Annotated in this window: 17 protein-coding genes; 7 read left to right on the forward strand and 10 right to left on the reverse strand. The window is 65.2% G+C overall.

From position 1 onward, the window contains the following. Positions 1 to 68: 68 nt before the first annotated feature. Both ACQR1I_RS14915 and ACQR1I_RS14920 read left to right on the forward strand, forming a co-directional pair. The gene (locus ACQR1I_RS14915) at positions 69 to 1,655 is read left to right on the forward strand and encodes a M23 family peptidase (protein ID WP_434867438.1); all 1,587 of its coding nucleotides are present in this window, start codon (positions 69 to 71) and stop codon (positions 1,653 to 1,655) included. A gap of 75 nt (positions 1,656 to 1,730) precedes the next feature. Then, entirely contained in the window at positions 1,731 to 1,994 is a 264-nt protein-coding gene (locus ACQR1I_RS14920) for a hypothetical protein (RefSeq protein WP_434867186.1), read from the forward strand. 246 nt (positions 1,995 to 2,240) lie between these two features. On the opposite strand, the gene ACQR1I_RS14925 is transcribed toward ACQR1I_RS14920, so the two are convergent. Both ACQR1I_RS14925 and ACQR1I_RS14930 read right to left on the reverse strand, forming a co-directional pair. Beyond that, entirely contained in the window at positions 2,241 to 2,423 is a 183-nt protein-coding gene (locus tag ACQR1I_RS14925; protein ID WP_434867185.1) for a hypothetical protein, read from the reverse strand. Positions 2,424 to 2,482: 59 nt separating this feature from the next. Beyond that, entirely contained in the window at positions 2,483 to 2,950 is a 468-nt protein-coding gene (locus ACQR1I_RS14930) for a carboxymuconolactone decarboxylase family protein (protein ID WP_434867184.1), read from the reverse strand. A gap of 53 nt (positions 2,951 to 3,003) precedes the next feature. Between ACQR1I_RS14930 and ACQR1I_RS14935 the strand changes: the two genes are divergently transcribed. Together ACQR1I_RS14935 and ACQR1I_RS14940 are read left to right on the forward strand one after the other, a co-directional pair. Further along, entirely contained in the window at positions 3,004 to 3,576 is a 573-nt protein-coding gene (locus tag ACQR1I_RS14935) for a MarR family winged helix-turn-helix transcriptional regulator (RefSeq protein ID WP_434867183.1), read from the forward strand. Positions 3,577 to 3,625: 49 nt separating this feature from the next. Then, positions 3,626 to 4,846, forward strand: coding sequence for a lytic murein transglycosylase (locus ACQR1I_RS14940; protein WP_434867182.1), 1,221 nt, complete (start codon positions 3,626 to 3,628; stop codon positions 4,844 to 4,846). Between the two features lie 324 nt (positions 4,847 to 5,170). Here ACQR1I_RS14940 and ACQR1I_RS14945 read toward each other — a convergent pair whose 3' ends face one another. From ACQR1I_RS14945 to ACQR1I_RS14955, 3 genes are all read right to left on the reverse strand, one after another. Continuing rightward, positions 5,171 to 5,536 (reverse strand): hypothetical protein, encoded by a 366-nt coding sequence (locus ACQR1I_RS14945; RefSeq protein WP_434867181.1) that lies wholly within the window; start codon positions 5,534 to 5,536, stop codon positions 5,171 to 5,173. 351 nt (positions 5,537 to 5,887) lie between these two features. Then, the gene (locus ACQR1I_RS14950) at positions 5,888 to 7,684 is read right to left on the reverse strand and encodes a flavin-containing monooxygenase (protein WP_434867180.1); all 1,797 of its coding nucleotides are present in this window, start codon (positions 7,682 to 7,684) and stop codon (positions 5,888 to 5,890) included. Between the two features lie 454 nt (positions 7,685 to 8,138). Continuing rightward, positions 8,139 to 8,933, reverse strand: coding sequence for an NYN domain-containing protein (locus ACQR1I_RS14955; RefSeq protein WP_434867179.1), 795 nt, complete (start codon positions 8,931 to 8,933; stop codon positions 8,139 to 8,141). Between the two features lie 259 nt (positions 8,934 to 9,192). On the opposite strand from ACQR1I_RS14955, the gene ACQR1I_RS14960 reads away from it, so the two are divergent. Continuing rightward, entirely contained in the window at positions 9,193 to 9,588 is a 396-nt protein-coding gene (locus tag ACQR1I_RS14960) for a hypothetical protein (protein WP_434867178.1), read from the forward strand. Positions 9,589 to 9,625: 37 nt separating this feature from the next. Here ACQR1I_RS14960 and ACQR1I_RS14965 read toward each other — a convergent pair whose 3' ends face one another. Further along, entirely contained in the window at positions 9,626 to 10,060 is a 435-nt protein-coding gene (locus ACQR1I_RS14965; RefSeq protein ID WP_434867177.1) for a 2'-5' RNA ligase family protein, read from the reverse strand. A gap of 179 nt (positions 10,061 to 10,239) precedes the next feature. Then, a complete protein-coding gene (locus tag ACQR1I_RS14970) occupies positions 10,240 to 10,656 on the reverse strand; it encodes a hypothetical protein (RefSeq protein WP_434888739.1) in 417 nt (138 codons plus the stop codon). Between the two features lie 678 nt (positions 10,657 to 11,334). Between ACQR1I_RS14970 and ACQR1I_RS14975 the strand changes: the two genes are divergently transcribed. Next, positions 11,335 to 11,490 carry a hypothetical protein gene (locus ACQR1I_RS14975; protein WP_434867175.1) on the forward strand — a complete coding sequence of 52 codons (156 nt, stop codon included), beginning with the start codon at positions 11,335 to 11,337 and terminating at the stop codon, positions 11,488 to 11,490. A 268-nt stretch (positions 11,491 to 11,758) separates the two neighbouring features. After that, a complete protein-coding gene (locus ACQR1I_RS14980) occupies positions 11,759 to 12,031 on the forward strand; it encodes a hypothetical protein (RefSeq protein WP_434867174.1) in 273 nt (90 codons plus the stop codon). A 19-nt stretch (positions 12,032 to 12,050) separates the two neighbouring features. Here the strand turns inward: ACQR1I_RS14980 and ACQR1I_RS14985 are convergent, their stop codons facing one another. The 3 genes from ACQR1I_RS14985 to ACQR1I_RS14995 form a co-directional block, all read right to left on the reverse strand. Next, positions 12,051 to 13,652, reverse strand: coding sequence for a DHA2 family efflux MFS transporter permease subunit (locus tag ACQR1I_RS14985; protein ID WP_434867173.1), 1,602 nt, complete (start codon positions 13,650 to 13,652; stop codon positions 12,051 to 12,053). Next, a complete protein-coding gene (locus ACQR1I_RS14990; protein ID WP_434867437.1) occupies positions 13,649 to 14,824 on the reverse strand; it encodes an HlyD family secretion protein in 1,176 nt (391 codons plus the stop codon). Before ACQR1I_RS14990 ends, ACQR1I_RS14985 begins: the two co-directional genes overlap by 4 nt. 104 nt (positions 14,825 to 14,928) lie before the next feature. After that, the gene (locus tag ACQR1I_RS14995; RefSeq protein ID WP_434867172.1) at positions 14,929 to 15,306 is read right to left on the reverse strand and encodes a PRC-barrel domain-containing protein; all 378 of its coding nucleotides are present in this window, start codon (positions 15,304 to 15,306) and stop codon (positions 14,929 to 14,931) included. Positions 15,307 to 15,334 lie beyond the last annotated feature (28 nt).

Below are 15,334 nucleotides of genomic sequence, written 5' to 3' on the forward strand. Positions count from 1 at the left end.
GGCGTTCGGGGTTGGGGGCAAGGATCGGGGCAAGGGGCACCATCGTCGCCGCCGTCGTGGCGGTGATCATGACGCTGGCGGCGTCGTCCGCCGGACGCGCCGCGGACGCGTTCGCCGGCCCCGCCGTGACCGTGAACCGCGCCGATTGGCGCGCGGCAATGGATCAGCTCCGCTCCGAACTCAGCGCGGCGCCCGAGGTCGCCGGCGACTTCGCGCTGTCGGCGCGCCGCCGCAGCGCAAGCGCCGACGACGTCGGCAGGCGGCCGGCGCTGGTCCAGCTCAACGGCGTGACATCAGCAATCTTCACGGGGATCGGACGCAGTCCGGTCCCCGTTTTGCTGCCGTTCGACACGCCAGCCTATCTCAGCGCGCGCCGGCTCGGCGCGATCGATCCGCAGGTGCTGCCCCGCTACCAGGCCGATTTCCGCACCGACCTGTTCGATGCCGGCCCGTCCGGCTACGACGCCGTGTTCTCGCTGCCGCCCGAGACGACGCCCGGCCTGCCGTCGCGCATCTTCGCAAGGCCCGTCGAGGTCCAGATCACCGGCTCCCTGATCACCTACGACGTCGCGGATCCCGCCGGCGGCAAGGGCGAGGCCGTCAAGGCGCTCGCCGCGCAATATCCGGACCTGCGCCGCTTCATCCGCGAGGGCTATGTCCGCTACGCCTTCACCCGCTTCGGCGTGCCCTATGTGGTGTCGATCCAGTGCCTCGACAGCGCGCCGCGGCCGAAGCGCCTCGCCTGCCGCGAGGCTTATCCGATCGCTGAGCGCTTTCTGAAGGCGCTGCGCGTCGCCGGCGGCCAGCCGTCCCGCATCCCGCCGGAGATTGCTCCGCTTGCCGCCGAGCGGCCCGCCGCGCCCGATCCCGATTTCAGCTACCGCCCGCCCGGCGACATCGTCGCCAACTCTGGCGCGCGCGGCCAGACCGGCCGCGCCGACCGCACCGCCTATTCGCAGATCCGCTTTCCACTCGACGCGCCGGCCTATGTGCATTCGCAATCATTCGGCCGCCGCCGCGCCAGCGACAAGTTCGAGCAGCCCTGGAGCCAATATCCCTGGCGCGACAATTTCTGCGAGGCCCGCGACTTCAACGTCGGCCAGTGCGCCAGCGGCTTGGGTCACCAGGGCCAGGACATCAGACCAGGCGTCTGTCCCGTGCGCCGCGACGGTCCCGACGGTTGCGATCCGTGGCGGCAGCGCGTGCTCGCGGTACGCGACGGCGTCGTGATCCGGAGCGCCAAGCAGCAGGGCGCCATCATCCAGGTCAACACCGGCACCGAGCATATTCGTTTCCGCTACATGCACATGAACCCGACCGCGATGGACAATGACCGCTTGCTCAACGGCCGGTCGTTGCGCGAAGGCGAGCCGATCGGCGTGGTGTCGAACTATCTCGATCATCCCAACGGCACGACGCGCCACCTGCATTTCGACGTCCAGTTGTTCACGCGCGACGGCTGGATCTGGGTCAATCCCTACGTGACCCTGATCGCCGCCTATGAGCGCCTGCTCGGCGGCCGCGGCCGCGAGATCGGGCCGCAGGAGATGGCCGCATCGCCGCCGGCGGTCACAGGCGGCATCGCGTCGCCGGCGCTGGGTCCCTCGCCGCTCGGCCCTGCCGCCGACGCCGCCGCAGGACGGGATCGGAACTGATCGCACAGGCCCAGCGACGCAGGGCCGGAACCGACATCCACCGCTCCGGGTTATCAGGTGCATGGAGGATGACGGATGGTGACAGGCACGCCTCACCGCAGGACCGGACCCGCGCTGATCGCCGTCACGATTGCGCTATGCTGCGTCGCCGCACTGACGATGCTGGTACGCGATCGCTGGCATCCACCTGAGATCAAGTCCGCCGAAGCCGCGCGCCACTCCACAACAGGCGAAGTCGCCCGCGCCGCCGGCGCCCGGGTCATGCCAACCGATCCCAGCCTCGCGGTCGAGCCGAAACCGGAAGGGCCCAAGCGCGCGCAGCCGGCCAATCCGTTCTGAGCACGCAGTTGATCCCATCGGTCGCGCTAGCCGGCTCTCGAATATGCCTCCGGGCTGTCTCGCGCAGTGCGATCGCATTGATGATCGGGAGTGCTACGCTCATCTGTCTCCACGTCGTCATGGCCGGGCTTGTCCCGGCCATCCACGTCGTTCAACACTCTGAGCACCACGTGGATGCCCGAGACAAGCCCGGGCATGACTGAGAAACTAACTGCCAGCATTTCAATCTCGAAGGCGGTCCCCCCCTCACGCCGACCACTTGTCCTCTTCGCGACGGTGCTCTTCGGCGTTGAGGCGTTCGGCGATCTCGTGCGCCATCGCCTCGTCCTTGGTCTTCGCGATCGGCTTGCCGTTCTGGCACCGCACGCGGTCCTCGTCGGCCTCGAGCGGAAAATCATCCGGCTTGAGCGGCTCGTTCGTCTCCGGCATGCGCGCCTCCTCTCGTTTTGAGGCACAACACGCAGGTCGCCGCCGCGGTTCCCTACCGATCAGGCGGATCGCGCCGGCCGCTCCGCCGGCGTCCAGCGGAACGCGACGCCATAGCGATTCCACAGGTTGATCACGCCGATCGCCGAGGTCAGGAAGATCAGCTCGGTCTCCGAGAATTCGGCCTGCGCCTTTGCGTACACCTCATCGCTTACCCCGCCCGCGAGCGTCGTCAACGCCTCGGTGAAGGCCAGCGCGGCACGCTCGCGCGCGGTGAACTGCGGCGCCTCGCGCCACACCACGACCAGGTTGATCTTGTCGGTGGACACGCCGAGCTTTTCGGCCATCAGCACGTGATGCTGCACGCAGAACGCACAGCCGTTGATCTGCGACGCCCGGATCTTGATCAGTTCCAGCAGCTCTTTGTCGAGGCCGGCCTTGGCCGCCTGCTGGCTGATCGCAAGGAAGGCCTCGTAGAGCTCCGGTGCCCGACGCCTGAAATCCGTGTACTCGCTGCGCGCATGTGACATGATCGATTCCGTATGTTATCAGTGTTCTGACAACATATCAGAGCTCTGATTTCATGCGCAAGGCACGGACGTCATCACCTTCGCGAGGGCGACGAGAGCGAGGAGAGCAACAGCGCCCGGCACGGGCCGCGCAACGGCCGAAGCCGGCCGTCGATCGCGCCGTCGCGCCGCTCCGTCCACCCGCGCCCGGTCAGGGCAAGCGCGGCGAGGACGGCCACCTCGCTTATCTCTTGCGCCAAGCGCAGGGGGCCGCGCGGCTGTCGCTCGAGCGTGCGCTCGGCGCGACCGGCCTGACGCATCCGCAATTCGTCGTGCTGACGATGCTGAAAGCCTATCCCGGGCTGTCGGGCGCCGACTGCGCCCGCGTCGCGCTGCTGACGCCGCAGACCGTGAACGTGATCATCGGCAATCTGGAGCGCGACGGCGCCATCCGGCGGACGCCGCATCCGGTCCATGGCCGGGCGCTGCAATGGGCCCTGACCCGCCGCGGCGAAGCGCTGCTGGCCAAGGCGCGGCGCCAAGCCACGGCGCTGGAACGCCGGCTCGTTCGCGGCGTGAGCAAGCGGGACATCGCAGCGATCCGCCGCTGGCTGGCGCGGGTGGCTGCCGAGTTCCATCCGGATTGACCGCTTCCGGGGCCTGCCGCCCGCCCGCTTCAGCGGCTAGACTGGCGACATGACCCAGCCCGATTCCACCACCCGCCGCGCCCTGCTCCGCTCCGGCCTCAGTGCCGCTGCGCTGCTCGTCCCCGCCCTGCCCGCGACCGCCGCGCCGGCCGAGTTCGAGGCGTGGCGCGACGGTTTTCGCACCCGCGTCCTGGCGAAGGGAATCTCCCAGGCGACCTGGACCCGCGTCATGGCCCGGCTCGAGCCCGACATGAGCGTGTTCAAGGAGATGCGCAATCAGCCGGAGTTCAAGGAGCAGCTCTGGCAGTACATCAACCGCCGGGTCTCCGACTGGCGCGTCATCAACGGCAAGGTCGCGCTCAAGCAGAACGAGGCGGTGTTCGCGCGCATCGAGAAGGATTTTGGCGTCGAGCGCGGCACCCTGCTGGCGCTGTGGGGCGTCGAGTCGGCCTATGGCGATCCGCTGGTGCAGCAGAACCACATGCGCCCGGTGTTTCCCGCACTCGCCGCGCTCGCCTGGAACGAACCGCGCCGCAAGGCCTATTGGGAGACCGAGCTCACCAATGCGCTCAAAATCGTCGACCGCGGCTGGAGCAATCCGGAGGAGATGCGCGGCTCGTGGGCCGGCGCGATGGGCCACACGCAATGGATGCCCGAAGTCTGGCTCAATGTCGGCTTCGACTATGACGGTGACGGCAAGATCTCGCCGTTCGGCAAGCCTGACGACGCGCTCGGCTCGACCGCGCGCTATCTCGTCAACCGCGGCAAGTATCATCGCGGCGAGCACTGGGGCTATGAGGTGCGCACGCCCGGCAACATCTCAGGCAGCAAGACCTACGCGGCCTGGCAGGCGGCCGGCGTCAGCCGCGCCGACGGCCAGCCCTTCCCGCAGCCGAATGCCTCGGCGCAACTCTGGATCCCCGTCGACGGCGGCCCCGCCTTCCTGTTGGGTCCGAACTTCTACTCGGTGAAATCCTACAATCCCGCGATGAGCTACGCGCTCGCGATCTGCCATCTCGGCGACCGCATCCTGGGCGGCCCGCCGTTCCTGCAGCCGTTCCCCGGCTCGGAGCGCGCGCTGACGCTCGCCGAAGTGCAGGAGATGCAGAAGCGCCTCACCGCATCAGGCTTCGACACCGGCGGCACCGACGGCCGCGTCGGCAACGACACCATGAAGGCGATCCGCGACTTCCAGGCCAAGGCCGGCATTCAGCCCGCCGACGGCTATGGCGGCCTGAAGGTGCTGGCAAAGCTCAGGCAGGGCGGCTGATGAGTTCAAAATTGTAGGGTGGGCAAAGGCGCAGCCGCGCTCCGTCGAGTTCGTGGTCGGAGTGGCGGCGTGCCCACCATGCCGCTGCTCATCACCGCGCCAAGCGGTGGCCACGCGACCGCCTGCGGCCTCCGCTTTGAAATTCCTAATCGGCGAGTTCATAGCGCATGACTTGAACTCTCCAGTTTGGAAGTCTCAGTCACACAGGGCTGGCCAAACGCCACGCTTCGGGCAGCTCGGTTGGACGCTTACGAGGCAGAAGTGGACATCAGACAGCCGCTGGCGGCATTTGACCCGTTGCTGGAAGGATCGCCTGAGGTCAGCTCAAGTACGCAGCAAAACGAACAAACCCCAGATGGCCCCGACAGCAACCCAGACAATGATCTCCCAACAAACGTAGGCAAACGCGCTGTCCGCCCACTTCTCTGCGTCTTGCATGATTTGTGGTCGAGTGGCTGCGCGGGCCCGATCATCGATGGGCTTATCCAGTTTGAATAGTCGCCGCAGCATCAGAACCGCAAATAGTCCGCCAACAGCAAGGAACGCCACTAGCGGGTATGTACCGAGGCTGACGCTGACCGCAAAAATGAGTAACCCCAGGGGGACCCAGACAACGACTTCGCTACCAAAGTGATCGACGACCCATTTGCCGCGGGCTTTCAAGAATGCGTCTGGTTCTGTCTTCTGCACGAGATGAAGGTTAGCATGGAACCGGCAATCGAAAATTCAATCTCCGCAAAAAGTGAAACGGGCTCGAATTGACCTTCGGCAGCTCCCTCCCCCCGCTGGGGACGGCTGCAACGTCAACTTATGGCCCGCTCTGGACCTTCCGGAGCGGCATTCAGAATGTCCGCTCTCGGGGGCGACCGGAAGTTGGTCGCGTGAGTGCCTCACGGCAACTTCTGCCCTGAGCTGACTTCGCCCATCGTTTGTGACGCCGAATGGGATGGATCTCTGCCGAACACAGCCGGCCAGAGAACGCTCCATCCCAATTGCGCCAGGGGGCTCGTGTAGCCGCCAGCCCGCGAGCCCGCCGCGATCTCATCCCTTATGATGGACCGCCTGCAGGCCATAGACCGGCGTCGGCAGGCCCTCGTAGCGCGCCTTCAATTGAAGGGACAGGAATTGCGAGTAGTGGCGCGACTGGTGCAGATTGCCGCCGTGAAACCAGAGCGCTTCCTGCTGCGTCGGCTTCCACATGTTGCGCTGCTCGCCTTCCCAGGGGCCGGGGTCCTTGGTCGTATTCGAGCCGAGGCCCCAGACCTTGCCGACCTTGTCGGCCATGTCCTGGCTGATGAGATCGGCGACAAAGCCGTTCATCGAGCTGTAGCCGGTGGCGTAGACGATCACGTCGGCCGGCAACTCCTTGCCGTTGTCGAGCCTGACGCCATCAGGCGTGATCTCCTCGACCTGGCCTGCGACCAGCTTGATCTTGCCGTCGATGATCAGCTGCGAGGCGCCGACGTCGATGTAGTAGCCCGAGCCGCGGCGCAGGTATTTCATGAAGAGCCCGGAATCGTCGTCGCCGAAGTCGACCCGGAAGCCGGCCTTCTCCAAACCCGCGTAGAAGTCGGAATCGTCCTTCCGGATCTTGTCGTAGACCGGCTTCTGAAACTGATTGAGGATCCTGTAGGGGAGCGAGGCGAAGATCAGATCAGCCTTCGCCGTCGTCATGCCGCCGCGGACCGCGCGCTCGGAATACAGATCGCCCAGGGATTCCATCAGCGACTCCGAGCGTACGATGTGGGTAGTCGAGCGCTGCACCATGGTCACGTCGACGCCCGCCTCGTACAGCGCGGCGCAGATGTCATGCGCGGAATTGTTCGAGCCGATCACGACCACCTTCTTGCCCTTGTAGCGGTCGGGACCCGGATGGCGCGAGGAATGGTGCTGCTCACCCTTGAAGCTGTCCATGCCCTTGAGCCGCGGCATGTTCGGCTTGGCCGACATGCCGGTCGCAAAGACGAGTTGCTTCGGCTTGAGCGTGATCTCCTTGCCGTCGCGTTCGACGACCACGGTCCATTCCTTCTTGGCGTCGTCCCATTCGGCGTGTTTGGCCGTGGTGCCGGTCCAGTAGTTCAGCTCCATGACCTTGGCGTACATCTCCAGCCAATCGCCAATCTTGTCCTTGGGTGCAAACACCGGCCAATTCTTCGGGAAGTCGATATAGGGCAGATGATCATACCAGACCGGGTCGTGCAGGCAGAGCGACTTGTAGCGGTTGCGCCAGGAGTCGCCGGCTTTGGCGTTCTTCTCAATGATGATCGTGGGCACGCCGAGCTGACGCAGCCGCGCGCCCAGGGCAATCCCGCCTTGGCCGCCGCCGATGATGAGCACATAGGGCTGGGTCTTGAAGCCGAGCTGCTCGGTTTCCTCGTCGCGCAATTCCTTCCAGGTCTTGGCGCCGGGATTGACGCCGTGCCGGGCGCCGAGCGGCCGGGTGAAGCCGGCCTTCTCCTCATGACCTTTCAGTTCGACCATCGTTGTCAGGAGCGTCCAGATCTGGCCGTTCTGGAGTCGGATCAGGCCAAATCCGCGCGCGACCTCGGTCTCGAACGAGATCCAGGACTCGGTCACGCCATCAGCTTCGGTTGGCGTTTCACCCTCGGCGATTTTCCAGTTGCGCGGCTTCACGCGCGCCAGGCAGGAGCCGAGCATGTCGCGGACCTGATCGCGGCCTTCCATCGTCTTGATGTTCCAGGTGAACGCGACGAGGTCGCGCCAGTAGCATTCAGGCGCGAACATTGCGACGGCGGCGTCGAGATCCGCGGCCGCAAGCGCGGCTTCGAATTTGTCGAGAAAAGCTTGGACGCGAGCGGCAACCGTGGTGTCGAGCATGATGTCCTCCCGGGGATCGTTTTCGTTTGTTATGCGGTTCGCGCAAGCTTATCTCAACTCTTGAGCGAATCCAGAGTCGCTTTGTCCCATCTTCCCTTTTTCAATTCTTCTCGGGCACTCGCTCTCCGCAACGATGCTGTGCGTGCCATTGATTTGCTGCGGTGCATGAGTCCGGACGTGGCCCACCGCGACACTTTTGCGCAGCCGCACGAACTCGGTCGCCAGCGGCGCAAATCGGACGCAGTCGCCAGTCACATGACGTCGCTAATTTTATAGGTATACAGCTCACCCGAGATCGTAGGGTGGGCAAAGGCGCAGCCGTGCTCTCGCAACGATCGAGATCGTCGTGGCGCCGTGCCCACCGTCCCGCCGCGCAGCTTGCTGATGCACGGTGGGCGCGCTGCCGCCTCCGGCGGCCGCTTTGCCCACCCTGCCCGATGCTCGCAAATCTGAACTACGCCTTGGCCGCCGTCTCACGGTGGCCCCTCGCAGCCCTCGCCTTTGGCTGCGACGCACTCGCCACCTTCACGCGGATCCTCACCGAGCCGCCGCCCTTCGACTGCTCCTCGATCTCGAAGGCGCCGGTCTTGCGCACGAGATCGCTCAGCTTGCGGCAGCCATAGGTGCGCGGGTCGAAGTCGGAGACGAGGTTGGAGAGCTGCTTGCCGACCTCGCCGAGCGCGACCCAGCCGTCCTCGCTCTCCATCTGCGTGATCACCTTCTTGATCATGGGGGTCGCCGCGCTGATCGGCTGCAGCGGCTTCGGCGCCGTAGCGCTGTCGTTGTCCTTGCTGCTCACCGCGTCGCTGCGCAGATTCTCGGTGTAGACGAAGCGGCGGCAGGCTTGGCGAAAACTCTCCGGCGTCTTCTGCTCGCCGAAGCCGAACACGTCGACGCCCTGCTCGCGGATGCGCGCGGCGAGCCGGGTGAAGTCGCTGTCGGATGACACCAGGCAGAAGCCGTCGAACCGGCCGCTGTGCAGCAGGTCCATCGCATCGATCACCAATGTGATGTCTGAGGCGTTCTTGCCGCTGGTGTAGGCGAACTGCTGCTGCGGCACGATCGCATAGCGCGCCAGCGTATCCGCCCACGGCCTCGAGCGCGGGCTGGAGAAGTCGCCATAGATCCGGCGCACGCTGGCCTCGCCGATCTTGGCGATCTCCTCGAACAGACCGTCGACGATCTTGGCCGAGGCATTGTCGGCATCGATGAGAACGGCGAGACGTGGCGAGCGAGGTTCGGATGGCATCACGGATCCCCTGACAAAGGTCATTTTGCTTCCTTATACGCGCCCGACGATCCCGACCGAGTCCTTTCCTATCTCATCTCACGACAATCGATTCTTTGCGACCACTGCGGCAACGCGGTCCGAGCCGGCCGCGGCCGCCCCCTCCTTTCGTATAGGACCTGACTCCGGGCTCCCGCCCCATTCGAGCGACGGCTTTCACTTTCCTTTAAGTTGCGTCATACAAAGATACCCAGACCCAACGATGGGGGATCTGCGGCAGATGATGAAGGAAGGCACCTATTCCGCCTGGTTCAAGACCCCGATGGGCCAGGGGACGGGCATCGTGGAACTGGTGGGCGGCCGGATCTGCGGCGGCGACGCCTTCTTGAGCTATACCGGCACCTATGAAGCCGAAGGCGACCGCTTTACCGCGCTGCTCAGGACGAGACGTCACGCCCCCGGACAGCCGTCGCTATTCGGCCCCGACGAGCTGACACTCAGCCTCGAAGGGTCCTGCAGGGGCTCGCCGGTGACCTGCTGGGGCCATGCGGCCGAAGCTCCCGACGTGCCGTTCGAGGCCATCCTGCTGTTCTCGCAGACCGACTCAGACATCCCCTCGCCACGTCCGCAACGAACCGGCGCGTCCCTCCAACTTCCGAAGCCGATCTGGCGCTGAGCCGACGCACTTGCAGGCCTGACCCGTTGCGGACGGCTCATGCCAATTTCTGCTCCGCGATGATGTGAACCGGCGGAAACATCACGCAATCGACGACGTCGAAAACGACGGTGAAGGACTGATCGAATGCGCGCGCGAAAGCCATCGCGTCAGCGCGGCGCTCCTCCCTTATCCGGGTGCCCAGGGTGCAGTGAGGCACCCATGCGCCTGGTCGATAATGCTCACGGCAAAGTGCGGGAGCGATCGAAGCGGCGATGGCCGCATGCCATTCGAGCAGCACGGCATCGGCCTCGGGCTCGGCCCACAGAACGAAACGCGGATGCGAGAACCATCTGATACGGCTGAACCGAACATGCAGAGCCGCGCCATCCGACACGGCCTCGCGCATGGCCCCCCAGACGGTGCCGGGGTCGAGTGTGGGCGTGTCGTAGATCGCCAACGAGAGGTGCGGCCGGTAGCCCAGCTCGCGCATCGAGGACCCTTCCTCGAAAGCCGCGACCTCGTCCCACAGACGTTCGATCTGAGACGCGGATGCATGGTCAGATCGGAGATTCAGCGCTATCGCCATTGCCGGACCGCACTCACTTCGGGCCTAGGGATCGGCGCGGATGTTAGCGCGGCCTGCGGCGCCCGCAAGCCCATTTCGGCATACTAGAATTTTTTGCTTGCTTTGATTTTGAAAATCAGAAATAATCCGGCCATCCCGTCCTCGTGAGAGGGACGCTTCGCGATCGTCACGATGTGGAGGGCGGTGATGCGGTGGCCGCGATCGGTCGCAGCGTGCTCTCGTGGCGCGCCGACGAACGGCAGGTTGCGGACGTGAAATCGCGTGGTCCTGGCGCCCCGTTGCTGGCGCCAAGCCCGGGGGTGATGATGATCCCCCGAGCGACGGTGGCTATCGAGCCGGACACCGGGGAGAGCGCGTATAAGCGTGAAGACCATCGCGCAGGGAATGCCGGTTGACCGGCCTACCTGTGGTGACTGCCGCCTGCTTTTTGTTTGCAGGCGGGCCATGGGTGAGGCCTTCACCCGGCATTCCCTGCGCCCTCTCGCTTCAACGAGGGCCATTCTCGAGCATCACTCGGGCACGACGTGCTGCGAGAGTATTGCCGGCTGCCTACGGCGCGTCATGTCCGGTCTCAGATGAGGGCGTGTCGCGACGGCAACACGATGAGGCGGGGATCATTGTGCGGCTGTTGTTTGACACGTGCATTCTGGGGGAGACTGCGGCGGCGCGCTTCCATCGCCGGCCTTCATATGATACCGGTCATTACAGTCATCTAGGGCGGCTCTGCGGCCACAGTTGGCCACAGGAGTTAACCTGTCGCCACATGACGGCCGTGGTGGGCATATCCCGACTCTATACTTCGAGTTGCTTTTGCAACCGCCCGTGCTTCGACTGCGGCGGTGTTCGCGACCCAGGTCGCGCCTGCCTGCTTCAGGCAAATGCCTGCAGAATTAGGCTCAACTACGTGCGCCGTTCGCAAAAATGCGCTCGCAATTTCCTTCAACAGCTAAGACGTGCAGCAGTACTTGGTACAACTTAGATCAACCTGTGATTTAATTTACACATCATTTACTTTCCTCAACTTTGCCCCAAATTGTGCACGATGCTGGGCTCATATTCATAATTAGAACTCTTCGCAGACCCCACATCGTGACCGGTCCGAGAAACGGTTCTAAGCGCCTCGACTATACTTTCAGAGCTCACTCTTCGTCTTCGTATTGCGTACAGAGGTCCAACACATGACAACCCTGACCAAGGCTCTCCCGACCCATCTCGAAGAGACCCGCATCGACTCCGACAAGCTTCGGACGATCCTGATGTTGTGCGGTGCAACCGCGTTCGGCTTCATTCTTCACGCGACGTACGGTCTCGATCTCAGCTACGCATTCTTCTGATCGACCGCGCCCACCGGCGGTGGCCGGCGGGCTCGCGCATTTGCGGACGCGATGGCGTCCTCCCGGCGCGCGGGACCCATTGAAATGGCCCCGCGCGTTGCCTTCTCCAAACGGCACGCGTATCGCGCGACGGCGTTGCGGATTGGCTGCCACCACAGGCTTTCTTCAGCTTTTGCACAACGCGGCCGCACCGCTCCCACAATTCCGCCGCGACGTTTGGACACGCTGAGGGTGTGAAGACGTGAGTTGCTTGAGGAAGAGTAGCGTCATGCGTTCGCCAATGTACGACCTCTATCAGATGAAGCAGGACCGTCTGCCCAAGGGCGCACGGTCGGCTTGGCTCAGGACCCGGCCGAACGAGCCGCCGCCCGCGGCCGACGACTGGATTTTCGTCGGCAAGGAGCGCCATCCGAGCCGCTGGACCATCGCCGAGATGAACGAGCGAGGTACCTGCTACCGTGAGATTCCGATCTGGCTGTCGAGCCGGCGGGATCATGCGGCCGCGGCCCCAGCAGGCGGAATTCAGAAGCCTGCGGCCTGAGGCAGCGGCGCCGCAGGGCTCAGTGCCGGCGCGGAGCATCGAGGTCGATCGACCTCATGCTGAGCGCGATCGGCACCATGAGCAGGCCGAGCAGCGCCAGGGTCCAGAACACGTCGATATAGGCGAGCAGCGCCACCTGGTGCTGCAGCGTCTGAGCGATCCAGGCGGTGGCGCGGCCGGCGGCCTCGCTCGCATTGGAGCCGTGGGACTGGAAGTAGCGGGTCACGGCCTCGATCGTCTGCTGATAGGCGACGTCCGACGGTGCGGCGTGCTCGGCCAGCCGGCTCTGATGGAATTGCTGCCGCTGCGCCAGCATCGTCTGCGACAGCGCCACCCCCATCGAGCCGCCGATGTTGCGGGCAACATTGATCAGGGCCGACGCCTGGTTGGTCTTGTCCGCCGGCACGCCGTCATAGGACGCGGTGGTGACCGGAAGAAACAGGAACGGCAGCCCGACCCCGAGAATCACCCGCGACAGCGCCGCGTAGCCATAGGTGATGTCGCCGGTCAGTCCGGTGAGGTACCACATCGCGCCGGCGACGACGCAGGCGCCGAACACCAGCAGATACTTCGGCTGCACCACGCCGACGAGACGGCCGACGACCGGCATCATCATCATGGTGACGATGCCGCCGGGCGACAGCACGAGGCCGGCGAGCAGCGCGGTGTAGTTCAATTCCGCCTGCAGCAGCTGCGGCAGCATCTGCGTGGTCGCGATCAGCACCGCGCCGGTGGCGAGCATTACCAGGAAGCAGGCGCCGAACTGCCGCCGTCCGAGCAGGCGGATGTCCACGATCGGCTCGCTACGGCTGAGCTCCCAGGGAATCAGCGCGAGCAGGCAGATTCCGGCCACGATCGCGAACCAGACGATCATGGTCGAGCCGAACCAGTCGTTGCGCTGGCCCTCATCGAGCACGAATTCGAGCGCACCGAGCCCGACGGCGACCAGCGCGAAGCCGACGAAATCGACCCGCAGGCCGTTGCGCAGCAGGCGGCGGCGCTCCTCCTCCGCTCCGGAGGGTTCGCTGACCAGCGAGCCGACCAGCACCAGCGAGAGAATGCCCATCGGCAGGTTGATCAGGAACACCCAGTGCCACGAATAGGTATCGGTGATCCATCCGCCCAGCGTCGGCCCGACCACCGGCGCGACGACGACGGCGACGCCGTAGATCGCGAAGGCCTGGCCGCGCTTGTGCGGTGGAAACGAGTCAGCAAGGATCGCCTGCTCCGAGGTCGCCATCCCGCCGCCGCCCAGCCCCTGCAGGATCCGGAACAGCACCAGCGATTCCAGGCTCCAGGCCAGGCCGCACAGCAGCGACGACACGGCGAACACCGCGACGCAGATCATGTAGAACCGCTTCCGGCCGATCACCGTCGCCAGCCAGCCCGAGATCGACAGCACGATGGCGTTGGCGACAAGGTAGCTGGTGATGACGTAGGTGCTCTCGTCGATGCCGACCGCAAGCCCGCCGGCGATGTGGCGGAGCGCGACGTTGGCGATCGTGGTGTCCAGCACCTCCATGAAGGTGGCAATCGAGACGACGAAGGCGATCAGGTAGGGGTTGTGGCCGCCCGCCGCCGATCGCTCCGGCGACCAGCCGCCTGCCGCCACCTCGCTCATCGGACGCGAGTCCAGGGCACGACCGACATGCCCGGCCCGACCGGCAGGTCCGCCGGCCAGTCGTCGATCGTGATCTTGACCGGAACGCGCTGCACCACCTTGACGTAGTTGCCGGTCGCGTTCTCCGCCGGCAGCAGGCTGAACGCGGTGCCCGAGCCCGGCTGAACCGAGGCGACCTTGCCGGTCAGCTTGCGCTCGGGATAGGCGTCGATCCGGACCTCGACCGGCTGTCCCGGCCGCATGTCGGTGAGCTGCGTCTCCTTGTAGTTGGCGACCACCCAGACGTCGTCCGGCACGAACATCATCAGGCTCTGCCCGGCGGTCGCGAGCGTACCCTTGGCGGCGCTCAGCTTGACGACGCGGCCGGGCTCTGCGGCCGTGACATCGGTGTATTGCAGATTGAGGTTGGCCTGGTCGAGCTGCGCCTGCGCCTGCTGCAGCGACGCCCTGGCGCTTTCGAGCTGGGCCTGCAGGGTCTTGATGCCGAGCTCGGCCGCCGTCAGCGCGGCCTTGACGCGGGTGGTGTTGGCCTGCTGCGATTGCAGGTCCGACCGCGTCTGCTGCTCGCGCTGCACGGTGCCCGCGCCGCGCTGGACCAGATCGCGGGCGCGCTCCTCCTCCTGCTGGGCGAACTGCAGCTGCGCATCGGCCTGGTCGACCTGCGCCTTGGCCTGCGCCACCTGCTCCTTCTGGCTCGCGATCTGAGCCTCGATGTTGTCGACATTGGCCTCGCCGACCGCAACCTGCGCCTTGGCCTGATCGATCGCGATCCGATAGTCGCGCGGATCAATCCGCGCCAGCACGTCGCCGACATTGACGTGCTGGTTATCTGTCACGGGCACGTCGATGACATAGCCGCCGACCTTCGGCGCAATGGAGAAGCTGCGCGCCGCGATGAACGCGTCATCGGTCGATTCATAGTGCCGGACATTCAGCCAATAGGCGACAGCGCCGAGTGCTGCGAGCAGCACGACCGCGACAGCGCCGGCGGTGAGCCAAGGATGCGCGCGCAACCGGTCGCGCAGCGACGGCTTCGGCGCCGGTTCGGCTGCCTCTGTCGGCTTGCTCTTATCGGTTCGGCGATCGCGCTCGGGCATCGGCTGCTCGGAGCGCCGGTCATCCGGGCGCAGCTGATCCGCGGACGGCCCGCGCGGCCTGGTCTGGGCATCCACGGACATCACCTCAATGTCGAAAGGGGTGTTGCGCGCGTGACCGCGCCGCACACCAATCGGGTCCCCGGACCTTCGTTCCGCGGGCGCGAACTCAATTCGCGCGACTAGGCAATCGATATGCCGTAGTAGTCGTCGACCTTGCGTCCGGTCGCGAGGTCGGCCCAGTCCCATTCGCGCTCGTCGGAGTATTTCGGCGCCCCACGCAGCTGGTCCTCGGTGACTGCCGTGACATAGCCGCCGAGCCGCGTGTCGTATTTCAAGGATTGCCACGGCAGCGGATAGCGGTCATTCCCGAGCCCGAGAAAGCCGCCGAACGCCAGCACCGCGTACGAGACCCGTCCGCTCAGCTTGTCGATCATGACGCGTTCGATGGTGCCGATCTTGTTGTCGTCAGCGCCGTAGACGGCCGTTCCTTCGACCTTGTCGCTGCCGATCAGATTTCCGTATTCGCGCCGGTCGAGCATGGATGTGTCGAGCGTCATGTAAGCCTCCATTCCTACGGAGCAAGAA

This window comes from Bradyrhizobium sp. HKCCYLS2038 (assembly GCF_051167655.1).
GTDB lineage: Bacteria > Pseudomonadota > Alphaproteobacteria > Rhizobiales > Xanthobacteraceae > Bradyrhizobium.

Bases quoted from the DNA above. Each gene is read 5' to 3' on its own strand.
- ACQR1I_RS14950 (WP_434867180.1), bottom strand. From the start codon at position 7,684: ATGCTCGACACCACGGTTGCCGCTCGCGTCCAAGCTTTTCTCGACAAA.
- ACQR1I_RS14930 (WP_434867184.1), bottom strand. From the start codon at position 2,950: ATGTCACATGCGCGCAGCGAGTACACGGATTTCAGGCGTCGGGCACCG.
- ACQR1I_RS14915 (WP_434867438.1), top strand. From the start codon at position 69: ATGACGCTGGCGGCGTCGTCCGCCGGACGCGCCGCGGACGCGTTCGCC.
- ACQR1I_RS14970 (WP_434888739.1), bottom strand. From the start codon at position 10,656: ATGGCCCTCGTTGAAGCGAGAGGGCGCAGGGAATGCCGGGTGAAGGCC.
- ACQR1I_RS14960 (WP_434867178.1), top strand. From the start codon at position 9,193: ATGATGAAGGAAGGCACCTATTCCGCCTGGTTCAAGACCCCGATGGGC.
- ACQR1I_RS14925 (WP_434867185.1), bottom strand. From the start codon at position 2,423: ATGCCGGAGACGAACGAGCCGCTCAAGCCGGATGATTTTCCGCTCGAG.
- ACQR1I_RS14920 (WP_434867186.1), top strand. From the start codon at position 1,731: ATGGTGACAGGCACGCCTCACCGCAGGACCGGACCCGCGCTGATCGCC.
- ACQR1I_RS14940 (WP_434867182.1), top strand. From the start codon at position 3,626: ATGACCCAGCCCGATTCCACCACCCGCCGCGCCCTGCTCCGCTCCGGC.
- ACQR1I_RS14985 (WP_434867173.1), bottom strand. From the start codon at position 13,652: ATGAGCGAGGTGGCGGCAGGCGGCTGGTCGCCGGAGCGATCGGCGGCG.
- ACQR1I_RS14980 (WP_434867174.1), top strand. From the start codon at position 11,759: ATGCGTTCGCCAATGTACGACCTCTATCAGATGAAGCAGGACCGTCTG.
- ACQR1I_RS14955 (WP_434867179.1), bottom strand. From the start codon at position 8,933: ATGCCATCCGAACCTCGCTCGCCACGTCTCGCCGTTCTCATCGATGCC.
- ACQR1I_RS14965 (WP_434867177.1), bottom strand. From the start codon at position 10,060: ATGCGCGAGCTGGGCTACCGGCCGCACCTCTCGTTGGCGATCTACGAC.
- ACQR1I_RS14995 (WP_434867172.1), bottom strand. From the start codon at position 15,306: ATGACGCTCGACACATCCATGCTCGACCGGCGCGAATACGGAAATCTG.
- ACQR1I_RS14975 (WP_434867175.1), top strand. From the start codon at position 11,335: ATGACAACCCTGACCAAGGCTCTCCCGACCCATCTCGAAGAGACCCGC.
- ACQR1I_RS14935 (WP_434867183.1), top strand. From the start codon at position 3,004: ATGCGCAAGGCACGGACGTCATCACCTTCGCGAGGGCGACGAGAGCGA.